The sequence below is a fragment of the Edwardsiella hoshinae NBRC 105699 = ATCC 33379 genome, from assembly GCF_000474215.1.
GTDB lineage: Bacteria > Pseudomonadota > Gammaproteobacteria > Enterobacterales > Enterobacteriaceae > Edwardsiella > Edwardsiella hoshinae.
This window is the reverse complement of sequence record NZ_BAUC01000013.1, coordinates 36,893-60,011: the sequence shown is the minus strand read 5'-3', so window position 1 is coordinate 60,011 and position 23,119 is coordinate 36,893. Positions and strand designations below refer to the sequence as shown.

General features: G+C 57.8%; 19 protein-coding genes. 8 read left to right on the top strand and 11 right to left on the bottom strand.

Annotated elements, in window-relative coordinates; genetic code table 11:
- Positions 1–11: 11 nt before the first annotated feature.
- Complete coding sequence (gene malZ, locus EHO01S_RS05850) at positions 12–1,802, top strand: maltodextrin glucosidase (protein WP_024523079.1); 1,791 nt, start codon at positions 12–14, stop codon at positions 1,800–1,802.
- Positions 1,803–1,870: 68 nt separating this feature from the next.
- Here the strand turns inward: malZ and EHO01S_RS05845 are convergent, their stop codons facing one another.
- The gene (locus EHO01S_RS05845) at positions 1,871–2,473 is read right to left on the bottom strand and encodes a peroxiredoxin C (protein ID WP_024523078.1); all 603 of its coding nucleotides are present in this window, start codon (positions 2,471–2,473) and stop codon (positions 1,871–1,873) included.
- A 256-nt stretch (positions 2,474–2,729) separates the two neighbouring features.
- A complete protein-coding gene (locus EHO01S_RS05840) occupies positions 2,730–3,311 on the bottom strand; it encodes an acyl carrier protein phosphodiesterase (protein WP_024523077.1) in 582 nt (193 codons plus the stop codon).
- Between the two features lie 163 nt (positions 3,312–3,474).
- On the opposite strand from EHO01S_RS05840, the gene queA reads away from it, so the two are divergent.
- From queA to secF, 5 genes are all read left to right on the top strand, one after another.
- Positions 3,475–4,548: a tRNA preQ1(34) S-adenosylmethionine ribosyltransferase-isomerase QueA gene (queA, locus tag EHO01S_RS05835; protein ID WP_024523076.1), complete on the top strand. Its 1,074-nt coding sequence runs from the start codon at positions 3,475–3,477 to the stop codon at positions 4,546–4,548.
- A 145-nt stretch (positions 4,549–4,693) separates the two neighbouring features.
- The gene (tgt, locus tag EHO01S_RS05830; RefSeq protein ID WP_024523075.1) at positions 4,694–5,830 is read left to right on the top strand and encodes a tRNA guanosine(34) transglycosylase Tgt; all 1,137 of its coding nucleotides are present in this window, start codon (positions 4,694–4,696) and stop codon (positions 5,828–5,830) included.
- 138 nt (positions 5,831–5,968) lie between these two features.
- A complete protein-coding gene (gene yajC, locus EHO01S_RS05825) occupies positions 5,969–6,301 on the top strand; it encodes a preprotein translocase subunit YajC (RefSeq protein ID WP_005296781.1) in 333 nt (110 codons plus the stop codon).
- A 27-nt stretch (positions 6,302–6,328) separates the two neighbouring features.
- Positions 6,329–8,185 carry a protein translocase subunit SecD gene (gene secD, locus EHO01S_RS05820; RefSeq protein ID WP_024523074.1) on the top strand — a complete coding sequence of 619 codons (1,857 nt, stop codon included), beginning with the start codon at positions 6,329–6,331 and terminating at the stop codon, positions 8,183–8,185.
- 10 nt (positions 8,186–8,195) lie between these two features.
- Positions 8,196–9,164, top strand: coding sequence for a protein translocase subunit SecF (gene secF, locus EHO01S_RS05815; protein WP_024523073.1), 969 nt, complete (start codon positions 8,196–8,198; stop codon positions 9,162–9,164).
- A gap of 50 nt (positions 9,165–9,214) precedes the next feature.
- On the opposite strand, the gene EHO01S_RS05810 is transcribed toward secF, so the two are convergent.
- The 6 genes from EHO01S_RS05810 to EHO01S_RS05785 form a co-directional block, all read right to left on the bottom strand.
- A complete protein-coding gene (locus EHO01S_RS05810; protein ID WP_232238263.1) occupies positions 9,215–10,549 on the bottom strand; it encodes a sigma-54 interaction domain-containing protein in 1,335 nt (444 codons plus the stop codon).
- Positions 10,550–10,773: 224 nt separating this feature from the next.
- The gene (locus EHO01S_RS05805) at positions 10,774–12,009 is read right to left on the bottom strand and encodes an OFA family MFS transporter (RefSeq protein WP_024523071.1); all 1,236 of its coding nucleotides are present in this window, start codon (positions 12,007–12,009) and stop codon (positions 10,774–10,776) included.
- Positions 12,010–12,046: 37 nt separating this feature from the next.
- Positions 12,047–12,739, bottom strand: a complete 693-nt coding sequence (locus EHO01S_RS05800) for an EthD domain-containing protein (protein WP_024523070.1) — start codon at positions 12,737–12,739, stop codon at positions 12,047–12,049.
- Positions 12,736–13,458, bottom strand: coding sequence for an EthD domain-containing protein (locus tag EHO01S_RS05795; protein WP_024523069.1), 723 nt, complete (start codon positions 13,456–13,458; stop codon positions 12,736–12,738). The genes EHO01S_RS05800 and EHO01S_RS05795 overlap by 4 nt, the downstream gene beginning before the upstream one ends.
- Positions 13,459–13,482: 24 nt before the next feature.
- Complete coding sequence (locus tag EHO01S_RS05790) at positions 13,483–14,229, bottom strand: SDR family NAD(P)-dependent oxidoreductase (protein WP_024523068.1); 747 nt, start codon at positions 14,227–14,229, stop codon at positions 13,483–13,485.
- Between the two features lie 30 nt (positions 14,230–14,259).
- On the bottom strand, positions 14,260–15,009 hold the full coding sequence (locus EHO01S_RS05785; protein WP_024523067.1) for an SDR family NAD(P)-dependent oxidoreductase: 750 nt from the start codon (positions 15,007–15,009) through the stop codon (positions 14,260–14,262).
- 367 nt (positions 15,010–15,376) lie between these two features.
- Between EHO01S_RS05785 and EHO01S_RS05780 the strand changes: the two genes are divergently transcribed.
- Positions 15,377–17,443, top strand: a complete 2,067-nt coding sequence (locus EHO01S_RS05780; RefSeq protein WP_024523066.1) for an oxidoreductase — start codon at positions 15,377–15,379, stop codon at positions 17,441–17,443.
- A 39-nt stretch (positions 17,444–17,482) separates the two neighbouring features.
- Here the strand turns inward: EHO01S_RS05780 and EHO01S_RS05775 are convergent, their stop codons facing one another.
- The 3 genes from EHO01S_RS05775 to EHO01S_RS05765 all read right to left on the bottom strand — a co-directional run bounded on the left by EHO01S_RS05775 (position 17,483) and on the right by EHO01S_RS05765 (position 22,284).
- Positions 17,483–19,534 carry an oxidoreductase gene (locus tag EHO01S_RS05775; protein ID WP_024523065.1) on the bottom strand — a complete coding sequence of 684 codons (2,052 nt, stop codon included), beginning with the start codon at positions 19,532–19,534 and terminating at the stop codon, positions 17,483–17,485.
- Between the two features lie 72 nt (positions 19,535–19,606).
- A complete protein-coding gene (locus tag EHO01S_RS05770) occupies positions 19,607–20,935 on the bottom strand; it encodes an APC family permease (protein ID WP_024523064.1) in 1,329 nt (442 codons plus the stop codon).
- 164 nt (positions 20,936–21,099) lie between these two features.
- A complete protein-coding gene (locus EHO01S_RS05765) occupies positions 21,100–22,284 on the bottom strand; it encodes a MalY/PatB family protein (protein ID WP_024523063.1) in 1,185 nt (394 codons plus the stop codon).
- Between the two features lie 361 nt (positions 22,285–22,645).
- Between EHO01S_RS05765 and nrdR the strand changes: the two genes are divergently transcribed.
- Positions 22,646–23,095 (top strand): transcriptional regulator NrdR, encoded by a 450-nt coding sequence (gene nrdR, locus EHO01S_RS05760; RefSeq protein ID WP_024523062.1) that lies wholly within the window; start codon positions 22,646–22,648, stop codon positions 23,093–23,095.
- Positions 23,096–23,119: the final 24 nt, after the last annotated feature.

Sequence of the window (23,119 nt, the reverse complement as noted above, 5' to 3'; positions counted from 1 at the left end):
GAGAGGGAAGTATGTTGAATGCCTGGCATTTGCCGGTCGCACCCTATGTGCGCCGGTGTGGAGAGGCGTTGGAGGTGAGCTTGTGGTTGGCGGGAACGGCGCTGCCGCGACAGGTCTTGCTGCGCTGTGAGCCGGATAATGAAGAGTGGTTGCTGGCGATGCGCCTGCGGCGGCAGCCGCCCTACGCCATATACCGCGCCCGTTTAACGCTAACGGAGGGGGAGGCGTTGCGCCGTTACTGCTTTAAGCTGGTGTGGGACGATCGCCAGTGCTGGATGACGCCTAACGGTCTCCAGACGACGCCACCGGGACAGATGGAGCAATTCGCTGTCAGTGAGCCCTCACCCTATCCCGACTGGGTGGCCGATCGCGTGTTCTACCAGATATTTCCCGACCGTTTCGCTCGTACCAGCGGTGCCCGGGATGCGCAGGCGGAGGGACTGCGCGCCTGGGATGCGCCGATCGATGCGGCGACGGATGGCTATACCTGCTACGGCGGCGATCTCGACGGCATTGTCGAGCGCTTGCCCTACCTCCAGGCATTAGGGGTCGATGCCTTATACCTCAATCCCATCTTCAGCGCGCCGAGCAACCATAAATATGATACCGCCGACTATTACCATGTCGATGTCCGCTTGGGCGGGGAGGCGGCGTTGATCCGTCTGCGCCAGGCGACGCAGCATGCCGGCATGCGCCTGGTACTGGATGGCGTCTTCAATCATACCGGTGATACCCATCCCTGGTTTGATCGCCCGCGTCAGGGTGATGATGGCGCCTGTCATCATCCCGAATCGCCGCAGCGCGAGCGTTACACCTTCGATAGTGCGGGGCAGGCGCTGGGCTGGAAGGGCCAGGCATCCTTGCCCAAGCTGGATTATGCCAGTCCTCGGGTGGTCGATAGCATCTATCGCGGTGCCGATAGCGTGGTTCGTCATTGGTTACGTCCGCCCTATGCCATCGACGGTTGGCGCTTAGATGTGATCCATATGCTGGGCGAGGGAGGCAGTGCGCGCGCTAACCTCACGCATCTGGCAGGGATTTATCAGGCCGTGAAAGAGGAGAACCCGCAGGGCTATGTGTTAGGTGAACACTTTGCTGATGCGCGCCGCTGGTTACAGGCCGGCGTCGAGGATGGGGCGATGAATTACATGGGATTCGCCTTACCGTTGCGCGCCTTTCTGGCCGGTAAAGATGTTGCCTATCAAGCGATACGTCTGACGGCGGCCGAGTGTGCCGAGTGGATGGAACGCTATCGCGCCGGGCTGAGTCAACAGCAACAGTTATGCCAGTTTAATCAGTTGGATAGCCACGATACTGCCCGTTTCCTTACCCTGTTGCACGGGAATCGCGCTCGGATGCACTTGGCACTGACCTGGCTGTTTACTTGGATCGGCGTGCCCTGCCTCTACTACGGCGACGAGATCGGCCTAGCGGGCGACAACGATCCCTATTGTCGCGCGCCCTTTCCCTGGGATGACGTCAGTTGGGACAGCACCTTGCTGGCGCTATGTCGCCGCTTGGCGGCGCTGCGTAAGCAGCATACTGCGCTACGCCGCGGGGGCTGCCGGGTGATCCATGCCGATGACGAGTCGTTGCTGTTTATACGCCAGTGGCAGGATGAACATCTGCTGATCGCCATTCAGCGTGCGGGGCGGGGAGCGCTAACCTTGCCGTATACCCCTCTGTTGCCCCATGGCCCCTGGCAGAGACTCTGCGGCGAGGGACAGCTTGAAGTCGGCGCGCAGATGATGGCACTCGACCTGCCCGCGGAGAGTGCCAGCCTGTGGCTGCTGCGGCGCTGATTCGCCCAGGCGACAACGATAAAAAAAGCGGCCATCTGGCCGCTTTTTCATCGCGTGAGGCGCGTAGATTACAGCTGGTCGGCGTTTTCAGTCAGGTATTTCGCGACACCGTCCGGTGAGGCACCCATGCCAGCTTTGCCTTTTTCCCACTGAGCCGGGCAAACATCGCCGTGCTCTTCGTGGAACTGCATGGCGTCGACCATGCGCAGCATTTCATCGACGTTACGTCCCAGCGGCAGATCGTTGACCACCTGGTGACGTACGATACCCTCTTTGTCGATCAGGAAAGAGCCGCGCAGTGCGACGCCTTCTTCCGGATGCTCGATGCCATAGGCACGCATGATTTCATGCTTCACGTCGGCAACCAGCGGGTACTGGACTTCGCCGATACCGCCCTTATCGACCGGGGTTTTACGCCAGGCGTTGTGGACGAACTCAGAGTCCATGGAGACGCCGACGACTTCGACGCCACGAGCCTGGAATTCTTTATAACGGTGATCGAAAGCGATCAGTTCTGACGGGCAGACGAAGGTGAAGTCCATCGGCCAGAAGAACACTACAACCGGTTTACCCTGGGTGAAGGCTTTGAAGTTGAATTTATCAACGATTTCGCCGTTACCCATCACGGCGGCAGCGGTAAAGTCAGGTGCTTGACGAGAAACCAGGACCATAATAACTCCCGTTAAATAGTATTCAATAGGTTATATAATCTTTAACTGGCGACAACTATACGAAGTCGATGTTTGTAAATAAAGCGTGAAACACCAATCGATATGATAGCCTGCGCCAATCATCTTTTACGCGCAATGGCCAGATTACAGTAAATCTAGGCCTGACAGTGCTAAAACCATAACGCAATGTCGTATTTTAGCAATCCTTTCTGTGTGAATTTTGTTATCAATATGTCCTTTCGATGTCAGGCATAGATTACAGTGTGCGCTCTCGCGCTTGTTGCATCATTTGCGGATAGAAATCCCAGAATTGCCGCTCGAACTGGGCATAGTGGCGTTCGATATCGCGAAAAGAGCCGCTCAGGGCGGCCAGGCGAGGACGGCGTTGCGCCATGCCATTCAGCACGCGGGCCAGGAAGGGCAATTCGGCGTATCGCTGTAGCCAGCGCTCCTGCCACAGATGATGATTGAGGTGCTGAAAGCTTGCGGGGGTCGCGTCCAGTTGGGGTTGGATGGTGCGCGCGGCATGCGCGACAAAGTGCGCCAACGGTTGATTCGGCTCTAGACGTGTCCAATCGCGGGCCAGGAAGTGATCCCAGACGATATCCAGGGTGATTGGGGCGATGCGCCGGCACTCGGCGCTAAACCAAGCCCGCGCGGCGCGCACTTGCGGCAGCCCATCCGTGATGCGGTCGACGCGGCGATGCATGCGGATGCCGGCACAGACGACATCATCGTAATAGGGCTGCGGATCGCCGCGCACAAAGTCGGCCAGCAGATTGCCGAGCAGCGAGCTGTCCGCCAAGGCGGCGAGGTGGAGATGGGCCAGAAAATTCATCCGCCGAGTATAAGGGAGCGGCGTGTACGGAGCCAGCGCGCGTTGGTTTTGCACGCTAATTTGCCTTGGGGCGGTATCTGCGGTTGCAGCCTATCGCCGCCGGCTCTAGACTAAGCCGCTTGTCTTCGGCGTATTACTGTCAATTATATAGTGAACCTAAATCATGCGTGTCTCTGACTTTACCTTCGAACTGCCCGATGAACTGATCGCCCGTTATCCTCAAGCACAGCGTAGCGCCTGCCGTTTGCTGTCGTTGGATGGGCCGACGGGTAAGCTGGAGCACGGGGTATTCACGGACATCGTCGACAAACTCCAGCCAGGCGATCTGTTGGTCTTCAACAATACCCGGGTGATCCCGGCGCGTCTGTTTGGCCGTAAGGCCAGCGGCGGTAAGATCGAAGTCTTGGTCGAGCGGGTGCTGGATCGCGCACGCGTATTGGCACATGTGCGTGCCTCCAAGGCGCCGAAGCCGGGCGCTGAATTGTTGCTGGGCGACAATGAGGAGATCCGTGCCACGATGTTGGCGCGTCACGATACCTTATTTGAATTGGGATTCGAGGATGAGCGCGATGTGTTGACTATCCTCAACGCCGTCGGTCATATGCCGCTGCCGCCCTATATTGATCGTCCAGACGAACATGCGGATCGCGAACTCTATCAGACGGTATACAGCACACGCCCGGGGGCGGTGGCGGCTCCGACGGCCGGCCTGCATTTCGATCAGCCGCTGCTCGACCGCCTGCGCGCCAAAGGGGTAGAGATGGCTTTCGTCACCCTGCATGTCGGGGCGGGCACGTTCCAGCCGGTGCGGGTCGAAAGCATCGAAGATCACATCATGCACTCCGAGTACGCCGAAGTGCCGCAGGAGGTGGTGGATGCGGTGCTGGCGTGCAAGGCGCGGGGTAATCGCGTGATTGCGGTCGGTACCACCTCGGTGCGCTCGTTAGAGAGCGCGGCGGCGGCCAGCCAGTCGGCCTTGATCGCGCCTTTCTTCGATGATACCCAGATCTTTATCTATCCGGGCTATCACTATCAGGTGATTGATGCTCTGATCACCAACTTCCACCTGCCGGAGTCTACATTGATCATGCTGGTTTCGGCCTTCGCGGGTTATCGCCATACCTTGAATGCCTACCACGAGGCAGTGGCGCAGCAATATCGTTTCTTTAGTTACGGGGATGCCATGTATATTACCCGTAATCCCCAGGCTGAGCAGGAGTGCATCACCTCAGCCTGATCATGACGCGGCCCGCCCCATGCGGCGGGTCATTTTTCGCCTCAACGCGGCGCCGAGCGGTGCCAGCAAGTCGGTTTCCCGCTGCGTCGGGAATGCCGCAAGGGCATGACACCATCAGACTGTCTTTCTGATGACGGAGGTTTATGTGAAGTACGAGTTAGTCACTACGGATGGGCGCGCGCGTCGTGGCCGCCTGATTTTCGAACGCGGTGTGGTCGAGACCCCAGCATTTATGCCGGTGGGAACTTATGGCACGGTGAAGGGGATGACGCCGGAGGAGGTGGCGCAGACCGGCGCACAGATCCTGCTGGGCAATACTTTCCACCTGTGGCTGCGTCCGGGACAGGAGATCATGAAACTGCACGGCGATCTGCATGACTTCATGCAGTGGCCGGGGCCAATCCTGACCGACTCCGGCGGTTTTCAGGTGTTCAGCCTGGGCGCGATGCGTAAGATCAAGGAGGAAGGCGTTTACTTCCGTAACCCGATCAACGGCTCGCCGATATTTCTCAGTCCTGAGAAGTCGATGGAGATCCAGTATGATCTCGGCTCCGACATCGTGATGATCTTTGACGAGTGTACGCCTTATCCGGCGGATTGGGATTATGCCAAGCGTTCGATGGAGATGTCGCTGCGTTGGGCGAAACGTAGCCGTCAGCGCTTCGACGAGCTGGGTAATAAGAATGCGCTGTTCGGTATCATTCAGGGCAGTGTTTACGAAGATTTACGAGATGTATCATTAAAAGGGCTGGTAGAGATCGGCTTTGATGGTTACGCTGTGGGCGGCCTCGCGGTGGGGGAACCCAAAGAGGACATGCATCGTATTTTGGAGCATGTCTGCCCGATGATCCCGCAGGATAAGCCGCGCTATCTGATGGGCGTCGGTAAGCCGGAAGATCTGGTGGAGGGGGTACGTCGCGGCATCGATATGTTTGACTGCGTGATGCCGACGCGCAATGCGCGCAACGGCCATCTCTTCGTCACCGGCGGGGTGGTGAAAATCCGTAATGCGAAATACAAAGAGGATACACGCCCGCTGGATGCGGAGTGCGATTGTTACACCTGTCGCAATTATAGCCGTGCCTACTTGCATCATCTCGACCGTTGTAACGAAATTCTGGGTGCCCGCTTGAACACCATCCATAACCTACGTTACTACCAGCGTCTGATGGCAGGTTTACGCCAGGCTATCGAGGAAGGTAAATTAGAGACGTTTGTGGCCGAGTTTTATGGCCGCCGTGGTTGCACGGTTCCACCGTTGGGCGACGCCGCCGCCTCCTGATCGCCTGCGGGCGAAAGGAGGGGCCGGTAGCGTGAAAAAGTTAGGTCGGTCGGGAAATGGATCTGGCCGATTTAATGCACTTACAGTGCTTTGGCAGTGTGTTGTTGCTATCTATAGTAATTAATGAGGGATATTTCGATGAGTTTATTCATTTCTGACGCTGTTGCATCTGCAGGGGCTCCGGCGCAGGGTAGTCCGTACTCTCTGGTGATCATGCTGGTGGTATTCGGCCTGATTTTCTACTTTATGATCCTGCGTCCGCAGCAAAAACGCGCCAAGGAACATAAGAAACTGATGGATTCCATCGGTAAGGGTGACGAGGTGTTGACCAACGGTGGTCTGATTGGCCGGGTGACCAAAGTGGCTGAAACCGGCTACATCGCCATTGCGCTGAATGACACTACCGAAGTGATCATCAAGCGTGACTTCGTGACCGCTGTCCTGCCGAAAGGTACGATGAAAGCGCTGTAATTTTCGATTTTCCCTAAGGGAACTGCCGTGTTAAACCGTTATCCTTTGTGGAAGTACATCATGCTGATCGTGGCGTTGGTCATCGGTCTGCTATATGCGCTCCCTAACCTTTATGGCGAGGATCCGGCTGTTCAAATCACTGGCGCGCGCGGTGTCGCCGCCAGTGAGTCAACACTGGTCCAAGTCCGTGATGTGCTGGAAAAGCAGCATATCCCCAGCAAATCCATTGCGCTGGAAAATGGTGCCATCCTGGCACGCTTTACTGATACCGACATTCAGCTGCGGGCGCGTGAGGCGCTGGTCGACACGCTGGGTGACAAATATGTTGTGGCGCTGAACCTGGCTCCCGCTACGCCGAAGTGGATGGAGATGATCGGCGCCGAGCCGATGAAGCTGGGTCTCGACCTGCGTGGTGGCGTGCATTTCTTGATGCAGGTAGACATGGACACTGCGCTGAGCAAGTTGCAAGAGCAGACCATGGATACGCTGCGCAGCGATCTGCGTGAGAAAGGCATCGCCTATTCTACCATTCGTAAGCTGCCCGATCCCGCCAGCGGTGGGGTAGAAATCCATTTCCGTGATGCCGCGGCGCGTAGCCAGGCGAATGACTATCTGTCGTCACGCCATCGCGATCTGGTGTTCAGCAACGTGGGCGATACCACGCTGAAAGCGGTGATGAGCGATGATCGTCTGCGCGAAGCCCGCGAATATGCGGTACAGCAGAACATTAACATCCTCCGTAACCGTGTGAACCAACTGGGTGTCGCCGAGCCGCTGGTGCAGCGTCAGGGCGCTGACCGCATCGTCGTCGAACTGCCGGGTATTCAAGACACCGCGCGCGCCAAAGAGATCCTCGGGGCAACCGCCACCTTGGAATTCCGTCTGGTGAACAGCAACGTGGATGCGCAGGCCGCTGCGAGCGGCCGTGTTCCGGGCGACTCCGAAGTGAAGTACACCCGTGACGGTCGTCCGGTGGTACTGTATAAGCGGGTGATCTTGACCGGTGACCATATTACCGACTCGACCTCCAGCCAGGATGAGTTCAACCGCCCGCAGGTGAATATCTCTCTCGATAGCGCCGGCGGTAGCACCATGTCCAACTTCACTAAGGATAACATCGGTAAGCCGATGGCCACCCTGTTCGTGGAGTATAAGGACAGCGGTAAGAAAGATGCTAACGGCAAGCCGATTCTGGTGAAACAGGAAGAAGTGATCAACGTCGCCACGATCCAGTCGCGTCTGGGGAACAGCTTCCGTATCACCGGCATCGACAACCCTGCCGAGGCGCGTCAGCTCTCCTTGCTGTTGCGTGCCGGTGCGCTGATCGCGCCGATCCAGATCGTGGAAGAGCGGACGATCGGCCCAACCCTAGGGATGCAGAACATCCAACAGGGGCTGGAAGCCTGCCTATGGGGTCTGGTGGCCTCCATCATCTTCATGGTGGTGTTCTACAAGAAGTTTGGCCTGATCGCCACCACGGCGCTGCTGGCTAACCTGGTGATGATCGTCGGGGTAATGTCGCTGCTACCGGGGGCAACCCTGACCATGCCAGGCATCGCGGGGATCGTGTTGACCTTGGCGGTGGCGGTGGATGCCAACGTGTTGATCAACGAGCGTATCAAGGAGGAGCTGCGCAACGGGCGAACCGTGCAGCAGGCGATCCATGAGGGCTACAAGGGCGCGTTCTCCAGTATCATCGACGCCAACGTGACCACGCTGATCACCGCCGTGATCCTGTACGCCGTGGGTACCGGCTCCATCAAGGGCTTCGCCATCACTACGGCTATCGGTGTGGCGACCTCGATGTTTACCGCCATTGTCGGTACGCGCGCCATTGTCAACCTGCTGTACGGCGGCAAGCGCATCAACAAGCTGTCTATCTAAGGGGTAGGGAATGGCACAAGATTATAGCGTTGAACAACTGAACCACGGGCGTAAAGTCATCGACTTTATGCGCTGGGACTACGTTGCCTTCACTATCTCCGGGTTGCTGCTGCTGGCGTCCTGCCTGGTGATGTACGTGAAGGGCTTCAACTGGGGACTGGACTTCACCGGCGGGACGGTGATTGAGCTGACGGTGGAGAAAGCCCCGGATCTCAATGCGATGCGTGCGGCTTTGGTCAAGTCCGGCTTCGACGAGCCGGTGGTGCAGAACTTCGGCAGCAGTCGTGACATCATGATCCGCATGGCGCCGATCAGCGGCAACCAAGGCCAGGAACTGGGCAATCATGTCGTGGCGGTGGTCAAGCAGGTCATCCAAGGGGATGCCTCCGTCAAGCGTATCGAGTTCGTCGGGCCGAGCGTGGGCAGCGATTTGGCGCAGGCCGGCGGCATGGCGCTGCTGGTGGCGCTGATCAGTATCCTGATCTACGTCGGCTTCCGTTTCGAGTGGCGTCTGGCGCTCGGTGCGGTGCTGGCATTGGCGCACGATGTGGTGATTACGCTTGGGGTACTGTCGTTGTTCCACATTGAGATCGACCTGACCATCGTGGCATCGCTGATGTCAGTGATCGGTTACTCGCTCAACGACAGCATCGTGGTCTCTGACCGTATTCGTGAGAACTTCCGCAAGATCCGCCGCGGTACACCGTACGAGATCGTGAACGTCTCGCTGACCCAGACCCTGAGCCGTACCATCATGACCTCGGCAACGACCTTGGTGGTGGTACTCTGCCTGTACGTTTTCGGCGGCGCGATGCTGAAAGGCTTCTCTCTGACCATGCTGATCGGGGTCTCCATCGGTACCATCTCCTCCATTTACGTCGCGTCCGCGTTGGCGCTGAAGCTGGGCATGAAGCGCGAGCACATGTTGCAGCAGAAGGTGGAGAAAGAGGGAGCCGACCAGCCTTCACTGTTGCCGTAAGTGGCATGATGGGCCGCAAGGGCGGCCTGTGCTGAAGGATCAATCCGCCATTACAATCCGTAATGGCGGATTTTTTTATATAGCGTGCTGCGGGAAATGCCTAGAACCTGGGCGATGCGTGTCTTATTAGCGCGATAGCGCTGCATCAGGGCATATATCTGACGCCGCTCCCAGGCTTCATAGCTAGAGGCGTTCCTTTCTGCGGCTTCGCTATCCGTGTCCGGTTGGTTAAGTTCTGGCGGTAAGTCGTGGCTACGCAGTGTGGTGCCTTCGGCAAAGTTGATCCCCCATTCAATCGCGTTGCGTAATTGGCGGATATTGCCAGGCCAATGGTAGGCACACAGGCGTGCCATGGCATCAGCATCAATGGCGGTGACGGGGCGGTGTTGGCGATGACTTAGGCGTTGGAGAAAAAAGTGGGCGAGCAAAGGAATATCCTGTAGGCGCTGGCGCAAGGGGGGCAACATGATAGTAATGACATTTAACCGGTAATAGAGATCCTGGCGAAAGGTATGCTCCCGCACCATTTGCTGTAAGTCACGATTGGTGGCGGTAATGATGCGGACATCGATGGGAATGGCGCGGTGATCGCCCAGACGCACCACCGAGCGCTCCTCCAGTACACGCAACAGGATGGCCTGGGCATCCAGCGGCAGCTCACCGATTTCATCCAGCAGCAGCGTTCCGCCGTTGGCCGACTCAAATTGGCCGCTGGCACCGCCGCGCCGAGCACCGGTGAAGGCACCGTCGCGATAGCCGAAGAGTTCGCTGCTGATCAGGCTGCTGGGGATCGCGCTACAATTGATGGCGACAAAGGGACGGGCGGCGCGCGGGCTGTGGCGATGGATCGCCCGGGCGAAGAGCTCTTTACCACTGCCGCTTTCTCCACTCAACATAATAGAGCTGTCACCACGGGCGACACGCAGCATCGTATTTTTGGCTAATAGGAACGCGGGCGCGTTACCGATCAGACCATCTACCGCATCATCCTGTTGTATTGTGGCAGCGCTGCTGGCTCTTGCTGCGCTGGCGTTTGCTTGGCTGAGGTTGTAGCGAAAGTGGTGCATCATAAGTAAAAACATCGGTGAATATAACCGCTTGGGTAACAGGACACAGAGGATGGCACGTGGCGTAGCGTGAGAGGGGGGATGAAGCCAGGCATAGCTAGCCCAATCGCGTAGACAGGCCAAGTTGTGTTTCCCTGGGGGGATCCAGGCTACGGGATGCGCGTCGCTGATCTGGCTAGCGGCGCTTGCCGCAATAACACCGGGCTGCCAGGCATGGGGAAGTATATGCGTGCCGACCGCATGTTGCAGGTGTAAATGAGGGTCGAGGATGGCGATGCTGGCTCCCAGCTCGACCATCTGTATTAGCCATTCATTCATACACTGATCAGCGAGCAGCGCGACTAAGTCTACCTCCGCAGCGATGGCTGGGGCGGATGAGATCGTGTCGGAGAGGTGCTTTGGCATATAGCCCCCAGCCTATGCGGAGATATCCTGCAAGGCAGGGTAACAAAGCCCCTTTCTGGGCGATAACGCTTTTCTGTTGCTTTATGATCGCGCCCACAACCGCCAGTTATTTTAATATTTTCAATAAATACAACTTATTAAACGCATTCCTTCTGTTTGTGTAACCGTGTCCTTTTGTATTGCCTCTGCAACCATAGCATGCCGACGAGGCTGATCAGGGCGATAACGATAATAGCGTAGTAGGCCTGGGCATAGGAGCCGGATTGTTCGTAGGCCTGTGCTGCTATACGCGGAAAGATCAGGCTGCCGCTCGCCGGCCCCAGCAGGTACAGAATGCCGTAGTTGACGCCCAGATGCTGACTGCCCCACAGCTCCGAGATCATGGCCGGATAGATGGCGTAGGAGCCGCCCCAACACAGGGCGAAAGTGGCGCAGCCCGCCATGAAGAGCAGGTAGGTGTCGGCGCGCATCAGCGCCAAGGCGCCAAGGCAGTAGAGGGCAAAGATGGCTGCTTGGCAGATAAAGCGGCCGAAGCGATCAGAGAGCGCTCCCCAGAGTAGGCGCCCGGCCAGATTAAACAAGGCGAATACGGTGACCGTTGAGGCGGCATCGGCCAAGTCTAGCCCCAACTGATTGACCGCGATAGCGACCGAATGTCCCACCATCACCGCGCCGGAACCGACTGCCAAGCTAAAGGTGGGAAACACCACATAGAAGGCCGGGTCGCGCACCATTCCCTTGGGGGAAATCGAGGGGGTGTTGAGCGGCGCGGATGGCGGTGCCCCGTTTCCTTGGCGGCTGCTCGCTGGTTGATAGTCGGTGGGCGGCGCAGAAAGAAACAGCGCCAGCAGTACCATGGTTAGCAGGAAGATCAGCGCCGAAAGCGCGTAGAATGCGGTGGGGTGGCTCGGATCGAAGTAGGCCATCGCGATCGGTTTCCAAATGAAAGGACCCAGCGATGCGAAAGCGACGATGACGCCGCCGGCCAGTCCTTTTTTATCCGGAAACCAGCGCACCACGTTGACCACGCAGTTGGTGTAGATAAAGCCATCGGCAATCCCCGCCAGGATCCCGGCAGTAAGATACAGGTGCCACATCTGGCTAGAGAATGAGGCCAGATACCAGGCCAGCGCCCATGCGGCGCACCCTCCGCTGATGACGATGCGCGGCCCAAACTTGTCCATCATCCGCCCGGCAAAGGGCGCCGTCAGCCCAATAAAAATCAGCAGGAGTGAGTAGACCAGTACGACTTGGGAAATGGTCGATCCTGGGATATAGGCGAGCAGGGGTTGCTGGAACAGGCTCCAGATATTGATATAAGACACTTGGCACAGAATGACCCCTGAGGCTAATAAAATAAACCAGCGCTGCATAGCACCTCCCAGCCTGTATGTCGCATGGCGGATCCGGTTAGGGAATGAGCCGATCTTGTTCTACCAGATAGGTCGAGACGGCCCGTAGAAAGCGGTGTCCATGGTGTTGCGCCCGTTGTCCGGCCTCTGAAGCAAAATCGGCCTCTAGGGCAGACAGATCGTCGAAATAGAGTTCGACAATGCCATCGATGGCAACCTCATCGTAGCTACAGTTGCGCCCGGCGAGGCTGCGTCCTAGGATCAGACTTTGCTGATAGCCGCGAACGCCTTTAAAATCACGCACATAATCACCGTGGATATTCCACCATTCATGGCGGAACTGTTGGGGCGTGATCTCCGGACGACGCTGAATAAACGAGACGCGTTTAAGCAGTGAGGGAACATTGTCTGGTATGGGGATAATGCTATTTTTCAGGGTGATCAAGCGGATGGATGGGGGCTGGGTCGCCTCCAGCGCATTCATGCGCCTCAGTGTTTGCAGCGGCGCTGTGTCGTCAGCCTGCATCAACTGAAACAGATCATCGCACTCTATTTCCAGCAACAGATCGGCATCGACAGGGCAGCGAGGGAAGTCGACGCCACGCTGTTCTGCGTCGATCACGCGGTGCCGTACTAGACGACGCAGTAGAGGGAAGCTCTGTGCGGCGATGCGCGGATCGTGGTGGGTAAGGGAAAGCGTATCGGTTTGTGACATCTGGCTGCGCGTAAGTAATTCCCAGCAGGTGATCATGGTGTGCTCTCCAATGGCGCGCGGTCTAAGATAGACGTGGTTTCGACGAGAAAGGTGGTCATGGTGGCGATGAAGGTCTGTCCATGGGCGGCGGTTTGTGCATAGGCGGGTGAGGCAAAGCTGGCTTCCAGACTAGCCAGGTCGGCAAACCAAAATTCGACAATCCCATCATAGGGGTAGTCTTCATACGGCACGGATACGCCATTTATCCAGCGATCCACAATCATGTTCTGGTTATAGCCGATGACGCCGGGCATCTGTTTGACCATCTCGGCGTGGGGGCCAAACCACGCGTTTTGGAATGTTTCCGCGCTTATCTCCGCTCGGCGCCGTAGGAAGGTAATGCGTTTAATCCAGTTGGCTGAGGGCGGAGTCGGCAAGGTAACGACTGCGCGCTTAAGCAAGATCACCACCGGACACGTCTGAGCGAACAGCGAGAGATCGGCTTGGGCGGCGGCCGCTTGAGAGGCAATCCCGCGCTGCATGGCATGCAGATCGTCAAACCACAGCTCGGAAAAACCGTCGACTTTCAGCGTGTCATGCTCGTCTTGGGCGAAGTGAATACCGTGTTGACGGCAGTCGATGACGCGGTTTTGCTGGTAGCGGCGGAGCCCCGTCATGGCGCAGACGATCGGGGCATGCACCTCACGCCAGTGATGAAGAAATCGCTCTTGGTTGAGATCCTGCCGCCGCGTAACGATCCCCATACGTGTAATCATGATCCGTTCTCCGTCGTCGGGCGATTAGTGGGTGGTATAACCGCTGTCAACGATGTAGCTATCGCCGTGGACGTAGGAGGCTTGCTCCGAGGCGAGAAATAGCATCACACTCGTGATTTCGTCCGGATAGGCGAAGCGCCCCATACTGTATTTGCTCAGCATGCGTTGGTATTTTTCGGGGTTGTTGCGCGTCGCCTCCGTCAGTGGCGTGATGGCGGAGCCAGGGCATACGGCGTTGACCCGAATACCATGGGGGGCGAGCTCCAGTGACATCAGGCGAGTCAGTTGCACCACGCCGGCTTTGCTGGGGCCATAGGCGGCGGAGTAGGGCGTGGCGCGTAGCGCGCCTATCGACGCCGTGTTGACGATGGTTCCGCGGATCCCTAAGCGAACCATTTCGCGCGCTACCGCCTGGCCGACCAGGAAACAACCGGTCAGATTGACGTCGATCACTTTGCGCCAGGCCGTTTCGCTGATCTCCAGAAACGGAGTGAATAGGCCGATGCCGGCATGGTTAAACAGAATATCGATACGGCCAAATTGGTTGATGACGGCGCTGACCATCTGGTTCACAGACGCGTGATCGCTGACATCGCAATGGAAGGGAAAGGCGAGCTCGGGCAGGGTATCGCACACGGCCTGGGCAGCGAGGGGATCGTTATCGGCCAGCGCGATGCGAGCCCCCTCCTGGGCGAGGCGGCGTACCAGATTCTCGCCCAACCCGCTCGCACCGCCAGTGACCAGCACTATCTTGTCGTTAAAACGTGTCATGGCATGATTCTCCTTTAACGTAATGGGGGCTTACTGGACACGGTATCCGCCATCGACGTAATAGAGTGCACCGTTGATAAAGCTGGCTTCGTCGCTGGCCAGGAACAGCGCGACAGCGGCGATTTCATCGGGTTCGCCGTAGCGTTGATCCACCAGCTTGGACATAAACATCGCCTTACGTTTTGGGTTAGCGCGGCTTTGCGCCGTCATGTCGGTTCGTGTGGAGCCTGGGCCAAAGGCATTAACACGAATGCCATGCTGAGCCAACTCTAGCGCCATGACTCGCGTTAACTGCATTACCGCGCCTTTGGATGCGGCGTAGGCGGCGGTGGTGGCAGAGACCAATTCACAGGCGATCGAGGCCGTATTGACGATAGCCCCGCGAGTGCCGCGCTCTACCATGGCACGAGCGACCGCCTGCCCCAGCAGAAACATGCCCTTGACGTTAACGTTGAAGGTGGTTTCCCAGTTTTGTTCGTTCTCCTCTAAAAACAGGTTGTAACGGCAGATCCCGGCGTTGTTGAACAGCAGATCGATATGGCCGTAACGCTCCAGCGTTTGCGCGACCAGCTGTGCGACATCCTGCTGACAACTGACATCAGTGGGAACGGTAAACACGCGCTCCCCCAGCTCAGCCTGAACGGCGGCTAGCGCCTCGGGCTGCCAATCGGCGATCACCACCGCCTGCACACCTTCCTGCAATAGCCCGCAGACAATGGCTTTGCCAATGCCCTGTGCGCCGCCGGAGACAATGGCGACTTTCTCTGCAAAACGCGACATAGCACACCTCCAGTGCGGTAAGCACGGCATCCCGGCGGCACGTGTGCACCGCTGTGAACCCCGTCTTACACGGTAAGCAAGGTTTGTACCAGTCGGACGGCGATGTGCAGCGCCGCACCCAGCGGTGAGGGCGTCTCGCAGAGGAGCGCGCGTTTTTAGTCTGTATGTCTACAAACGTCCAGATTTGTCGCGCGGGGCGAGGTCAAAACGCGACGCTTTGAGCGTTGACAGCGCGAGGCAGTGGGGTGAGCGTGCAGGGGGGCGCCGCGGCGTTGGCGTGGCGTACATCTTGCATTTGTCCTATCGCCCGCCGTCCTCCAGCCGGGCGGCACTCATATCGCCCGCTGTTTAGCGTAAGGGGAGTTTCATGGTCAAATACACACATCTGTTCTCACCGCTGGCGTTAACGCCCACACTGTCGCTGAAAAACCGCATCATGAAGTCACCGCAGTCCACGATGTATTGGGGGGCAGAGTATGCGATGAGCGATCGGGTGGTGGATTTCTATGAAAGCATTGCGCAGGGCGGCGCGGGGATGATCGTGATCGCCGGGATCTTGTGGTATCCGGCCCATCCCGGCGGGATCTATGGTGCGCTATTCGACGATCGGTATATCGCCGGAATGCGACGGTTGGTGACGGCGCTGCATCGCCACGACTGCGTCGTATTCTGCCAGTTCCATCACACTGGCCCCTCCGCGCCCAGTGATGAACACGGGGGCCGCCCCTTTGCTGCCGCCACGCTGGAGCAGGCCGAGCTACCATCGCCCGCCCCCTATCTGCACGCCACCCGCGGCGTGACCCGCGATGAGATCGCCATGCATCGTGAGCGTTATATCGCGGCGGCGGTGCGCGCCTATCAAGCGGGGTTTGATGGGGTCGAGGTACATGGCGCCCACGGCTACTTTTTGCAGAGCTTTTTGAGTCGGGTATGGAACCGGCGCGACGATGAGTATGGTAGCCAAAGCATTGAGAACCGTACGCGTTTGATGGTGGAGATAATCCGGGGCATCAAGGCGCGGTTAGGCGAGGCGTTTCCGGTCGGCGTACGCATCAACGGTGAGGAGTTTATGGCACAGGGGGCGATGACGCTGGAAGAATCGATCCAGATAGCGCAAACCTTAGAGCGAGCGGGCGCCTGTTATATCAGTGTGAGTGGCTATGGGTTTGGCCCGTTGCCGATGACCTATGTACCGGACTATTTCCCCTACCCGGAGCCGGAAGCGGCGATGCGCCCCTATATGACGCGTTATGCTCAGGACGGACTCTATGCCTTCGCGGCGGCGGCGATCAAGCCGCATGTCGCGATTCCGGTGGTGGCGGTAGGATGCATGGATGAACAGCGCGGGGAGCGACTGCTACGGGCAGGGAAGGCGGATATCATCGCCTATGGCCGCATGCTATGGGCCGATCCGGCGTTTCCTAATAAGCTGCGCGCAGGACGGGAGCGAGATATTGTGCGTTGTAACCGCTGCGCGACCTGTGAGGATCCGCCGCGGGCCGCGCGGCGCTGTCGAGTGAATCCAGCGCTGGGGCGGGAACGTGAGCTGGCTATTCAGCCGGCGGTGTTGCCTCGGCATATTCTGGTGATCGGCGCTGGCCCGGCTGGTATGGAAGCCGCCCGCGTGGCGGCGTTACGCGGCCATCAGGTGACGTTGTGTGACGCGGCGTCGCGCCTTGGCGGGCGGTTATGGTTAGCGTCGATGATCAAGGGGCGCGAGGTCGAAGATGTCCACCCATTATTAGAGTATCTGACGTATCAGGTCGCCAATGGGACCGGTATTGATATCCGTTTGAACCGTCCGATGGGGATTGAGGATGTGCTGGCCGTGCAGCCCGATGTCGTCGTGGTAGCCACTGGCGGTAACTATGCGTTGCCAGCTATTCCCGGGATCCAGCGCTGGAATGTTAAGGGCATTAAATCACTGTCGCGTCTAGCCGCCTGGTCGCTGCGCGTGTTTGGCCCAGACTTGCTCAATCGGCTGACTCGGATCGCCTTGCCATTGGGAAGGCGCATCGTGATTCTTGGCGGGCAGATCGAGGGCATTCAGGGGGCGATCTTTCTGGCTAAGCGCGGCAAGCGCGTCACCGTATTGGAGCCCTCGGCGCAACTGGGGGAGGGCATTCCGCCCCGTTATCGGGAGCGTGCGCTGGCTTGGCTGCGGCAGCACCCACGGGTCAGCTTGTGCACTGGTGTCCGCTGGCAGCGTATCGACCGACAAGGCGTACATATTGTCACGGAGGCGGGCATAGCCCGCTGCGAGCCCTGTCACTCGGTACTGGTGCTGACCCGGCAGAGCCCGGCAACCGAACTGGCCGATGCCCTGCGCAACCGCGGGATGGAAGTGCATACGATCGGTTCAGTGAACGGCGCTCGGCACAGCCTAATCGTTGATGCTCTCGCTCAGGGACGCGAGGTCGGTGTGCGGCTGTAAGTATGGCAGCACGGCCCGTTGTACCTGGGCACCTAGTGCTCACAAGGTGCAACCGATACGCCGTCCATCAAGTAAAGCATGCTTCAGTAACCCGTTTTCCGCGCCTAACGCCGAGCCAATCTGATGCAGTTCCGCGACATGGGGAGAGAGGGCCTCCGCCAGATCCCGAGCCGGTACTTGAGGCATTAGCACCATGACCGTATCACAGGGGAGGGTGTGGCGTTGTCCCAACTGGTCACATACGATGACCTGATGGCGCTGGATTGACAAGACGCGCGTTTCTGTGAGTAGCGTGACCGCGTTACGTTGTAGCCACGGCAGTAAACGCTGTAGATAGCGTTCCGGGATCCCGTTGCCCACCTGTGCGCCGGACTCTACCACGGTGACCGAACGTCCGCGTTTACGTAGGAATACGGCGCCTTGTAATCCCTCTATCTGCCCGCCGAGCACCACCACCCGCTTCCCTACCGGTAAGTAGAAGTGGGTTAGGCGTTCCAATAGCTGGGGGCCGAGCAGGCGTAAGGGGAGCATGGCCCGCTTGGCAAGCTGTTTGATGCTCAACACATGGGGCAGGTCAATACCGGAAATTGCAGGCAGCGGATACTCGCCACTGCTAGCCAGCACGATGGCATCGGGCTGCTCGCGCTGTACCCGTTCCGGCGTGACTTCCGTACGCAGACGTAGCGTCACCGTAGACTTGGCCAATTGGGTCGTGAGCCAGTCATAAATGGGGAGGACATTTTCCACATCGCACCCTTTTATCATCGCCGCCAGGCGGAGCCGTCCACCGAGGACAGGGGCGCGGTCGTACAGCGTCACCCGGTGACCACGTAATGCCGCCACCCGGGCGGCTTCCATACCAGCCGGGCCAGCGCCGATCACCATGATGCGTTTGGGGTGCGGCGCGGGGAGGATTGCTAGTTCGCGCTCGCGTCCCAACGAAGGATTAACGCGACAGATGCGCGGCTGGGTGACCGGATCTTCGCAACTGGCGCAGCGGGTACAGCGCATGATGTCTTCGGGGTGTCCTTGCAGGACTTTGCGTGGAAAGTCGGGGTCAGCCCACAGCGTGCGGCCGAGGCCAATCAGATCCGCATCGCCGTCACGCAGGATACGCTCCGCCCGATCTTCGTCCATTCTTCCTGCGGTGATCACCGCGACGTTCACCACTTTTCGGATCTGGCGTGCAGAGTCGGTCCACAGCCCTTTGTCATGCCAACTGGCCATGTAGGGCAGCATAAAGTCATCGGGCTCCGGATAGGGGAAGTAATCGGGACAGTAACGAAAAGGCGCATTGCCATAGCCGTAGCCTGCAACGTTGATAAATTGGGCGCCAGCCTGTTCCAGCGCGACGGCATTCTCCATCGCTTCTGTAATGGTAATGGCACCTGCGGCACCGTATTCGCGTCCGTTGATGCGTACGCCCAGTACGAACTCAGGGCGGCAGCGTTGGCGGGCGGCGTACAGAATTTCACGCACGATACGGGTGCGGTTTTCCACGTTTTGGCAGCCATATTCATCATCGCGTCGATTCCATACCCGGCTGAGAAAACTATTCAGCAGGTAACCATGGGCGGCATGGATCTCCATGCCGTCTAGGCCTGCGCGATCGGCGCGGACACAGGCGTCGACGATCTGTTGTTGCTTCTGGCGGATCTGCTGGCGAGTCATTCCCTGGCAGGGATTGGCCAAGGGCGGTTTCATCGGGATTTCATCGATGTTCAGGGTCGACGACGAGATCGGCGGCGCGCCTAAGCGTGGCCAGGCCGCCGGGCCTGAATGATGAAATTGGGCAAAGAGCTTACAATCATGGCGTTGCACCCGGTGGGCGAGATGGCGGAGGCCAGCAATAAATTTATCGTCCCAGAGTCCTAGGTAGATCCCGGGGGTCTCTTCGATGGCGCACCCTCCGAGAATGATGGCAGCGGCGCCGCCTTGGGCGATGCGTTCATACAGATCGGCGGCGCGGCTATTCTGGGCACTACCGTCTTGATTCCATAGCCAAGTGGACTGGCCGCTCTTCAACAGACGGTTTTTTAGCGTACAGTGCGCTGTTAACGCCAAGGGGGAGAAGGTCAAGGGGTATTTCATGGCAACCCTCCAGAGGGACGACGGGAGGAAACCGTGACGCACCGATGGCGTCGCGTCCGATCATTGCGTGATTTATTCGCTCTCATGGCTCTCCTCGATGCTGTTGGCAATATGGGGGTAGTGCCAACTGACATACAGAAAACCAAGGACGATTACGCTGAGCAAACCGCATAGCTGAATGGCGCTGGCGCGGCTTGCCAGCAGATAGCATTGAAAGGCGGTGCCCGCCATAGAGAAGGCAAGCAGGCACTTCAGGGCCAGTGGAGAGACGCGATAGGGTGACTGGGCATACTGCTGGGGAAACAATCGGGGTAAGTCCAGGACCTTATAGGCGAGAACGATCTTAAAGCTGTAGGCCAGCAGCACCACGCTGCTGGCGATGGTACTCATACTAAAGTCAAACAGGATGGGGATTAGTCCAATCAGGTAGAAAATCATCAGCAGATAGACCGGCGTTTTATAGCGAGGGTGCAGATAGGCCAATCGCCGGGGAAACCAACCATCGTCACAGGCCTGTAGAATCGGCTTGGTGCAGGTACTGATTTTGGCATTCAGGGTCGTGGCTAGGGCGAAAATGGCGCCGCAGATGACAAAGTAGATGAACAGGGGGCGTGGCATGATCGTTTCGGCAACCAAGAGGAGTGACTTGTCGGCGACCTCTGCGACCGGGAGGACACCGGCGGCCACGCTGCATAGCAGGGCATAGAGCAGAGCCACAGCCAGTGTAGAGATGATGATCACCAGTGGAATGTCCCGTTTGGGATTCTTGGCCTCGCCGCTGACATCGACGATCACTTCGGCACCTCCGGTGGCGAAGACCAGCAGTGCCGCCGTTTGCAGCATGCCGATCATGCCGTGGGTGAGAAAGTCGGGGGCGCTGAAGAAGCCTGGCTGGATTTTAAATAGGCCGAACAGGGTAAACAGGAGTAACGCGCTAATCAGACACAGCACCATCAGCTTTTGCACCCGGGCGGCGTTGGCTACGCCAAAATAGTTGATGATGAAGAACAGTGTCAGTACACCGATGGCGAGACTTTTTTCACTGACGATAGGCAGAAAAGGGTGGAGATACTGTGCCAGTGAGATAGTAAACAGCGAGATGGAGATACAGCCGATGGCGTATTGGATGATATACAGTCCAGACCATTTAGCGCCGATGAAAATGCTGGTCTGGGTATAGAAGCCGCCGCGCAGGCGTAGGCAGCTGTTGACGAAGACGAGTGGAATGGCTGCCGCGATGACAAAGAGAGTGGATATGAGAAAGGCAAAATTGGCCGAGCGTCCGGTCATGGCGATGGCGACACCGGTTAATGACATAATCCCGGCGCCGATAATCTGTCCGACGGCGATCCCCATCAAGTCGGCGCGACCTAATACCCGTTTTAGCTCTTTGGTACTCATAATGTCAGTCCCTTGCGTAGGCGAACCGTGACGCTATACCAGGGATGGCTCAGCGCGGTGGTTCAGTGTCATGGGAGGAGGAATGACACGGCTATTCTGACTCCTGTTATGCTTGATACGAGCTCCGCACCGCGTGGTAGCGGCGCACGCGGTAGCGGAAAGTATTAGGCGGGCTTCAATGCCTGGATGATATTGTCGACCGCCTGGCGAATATACGCCGGTGACGTGGCGATATTCAGGCGAATAAAACCGCGTCCTGCGTCGCCGAACCATGAGCCATAGTCGACGGCGAGCCGCCCCTGTTGCTGGATCAGTTGCGGCAGCGTGTCGTCGCTACAGTAGGCGCGCAGATCGATCCACATTAGATAGGTACCCTGTAACGGTGAAATTTGGATCAGGGGCAGCGCCTGGCGCAGGGTGGCATCGATGTAGTGATAGTTATCGCGAATGAGCGCCAGCACCTGCCGCAGCCAGTCAGCGCCGTGACGGTAGGCGGCGGCGATAGCATAGTAGCCTAGTAGGCCGCCGTTGGTGGTATGGACTACGCGTCCGGCATAATCATCAAAGGTTTCCTGCAACGTGGGGGACTCAACGATGAGAAATGCGTTCTTTAGCCCGGCCAGATTGAAGGTCTTGGAGGCGGCGGTGAAGGTGAGAATGCGTGAGCGGAACGCGCCCGCCTCAACCGTGGCACTCGGACGATGCTGACCCTCGATCACCAGATCCTGGTGGATCTCATCAGAGATGACTAACACATTATGTTGAGCGCACAGTGCCAGCAGTTGCGCAAGTTCTTGTTCTTGCCAGACGCGTCCTACCGGGTTATGCGGCGAGCAGAGGATAAATAGCCGGACTCGATGCGCGGCGATTTTTTCCGCCATATCGGCGAAGTCCATGCGGTAATAGCCTTGATGATTAATGAGATCAGAGGTGATCAGCGTACGTCCGCAGTCGCGGATGGCCTGTAAAAACGGATAGTACACTGGCGTATTGACCATCACGGCATCGCCGGGGCGGGTGAAAGCATTAATCACCCAGTACAGGCCTGTGACGACGCCGGGCGTATAACGCAGCCATGAACGCTGGATAGCGTAGCCATGCCGTTGCTGCTGCCACTGTATAAACGCGTGGAAGTAGGCTTCCGGTATTTGGCCGTAGCCGAATACGCCGTGTTGTACCCGCTGAAGGAGGGCATCGATGACGGCATCAGGGGAGCGAAAGTCCATATCGGCGACCCACATGGCGAGCAGATCGCCATCGCCGAACTTCTCCTGTAACCCATCCCATTTTACGCTGTCGGTATGCCGACGCGGCGTAAAGTATTTTTCTATAAATGTATTCCGTTCCATAAATAAACGATCTCCTTTTTTTACTATTATAAAATTCGGCGCCGCCGCAAAGATGTGAATTATTGCTCAATAATTAATCGATTTTGGTTGGGGAACTTTTTTATTTATATGTGAATAAAAAGAATATTCATGGGAGTGAATATGACGCATGGCGCGCAGGGACAGTCGGCTCTTTTCCCTCGCTTGGCCGAGGTGGGATATTCCTTGCACCGTTGTCTGCGAGTTTGGTGATATCGCGGGCAAAATATGTGTTTTATCGTTCGCTGGTGTGATTTTCTCTGCAAACGAAGGGCCCTCTCCCTTTGTTGTCAGCGGCGTTGAGGGTACACTATGGCGACCCCGAAGCTGTTCAGGAAGAGTTATGCACTGTCCGTTTTGTTCCGCCGTCGATACCAAAGTCATCGATTCACGTCTGGTGGGCGATGGCTCACAGGTACGCCGCCGCCGTCAGTGTCTGGTTTGTAACGAGCGTTTCACCACCTTTGAGGTGGCCGAGTTGGTCATGCCTCGCGTGGTCAAGAGCAACGGTGTGCGGGAGCCCTTTAACGAAGATAAGCTGCGTAGCGGTATGCTGAAGGCGCTGGAGAAGCGTCCGGTTAACTCTGACGATGTCGAAATGGCCATCAGTCAGATTAAATCGCAGTTGCGCGCGACTGGCGAGCGCGAAGTGCCGACGAAGATGGTCGGCAACCTGGTGATGGATGCGCTGAAGCGGCTCGATAAGGTCGCCTATATCCGTTTTGCCTCCGTCTACCGCAGTTTTGAGGATGTACGCGAATTCGGCGAAGAGATCGCCCGTTTGCAGGAGTAGCGCCGCGCGCGCAGGAGATCGTAA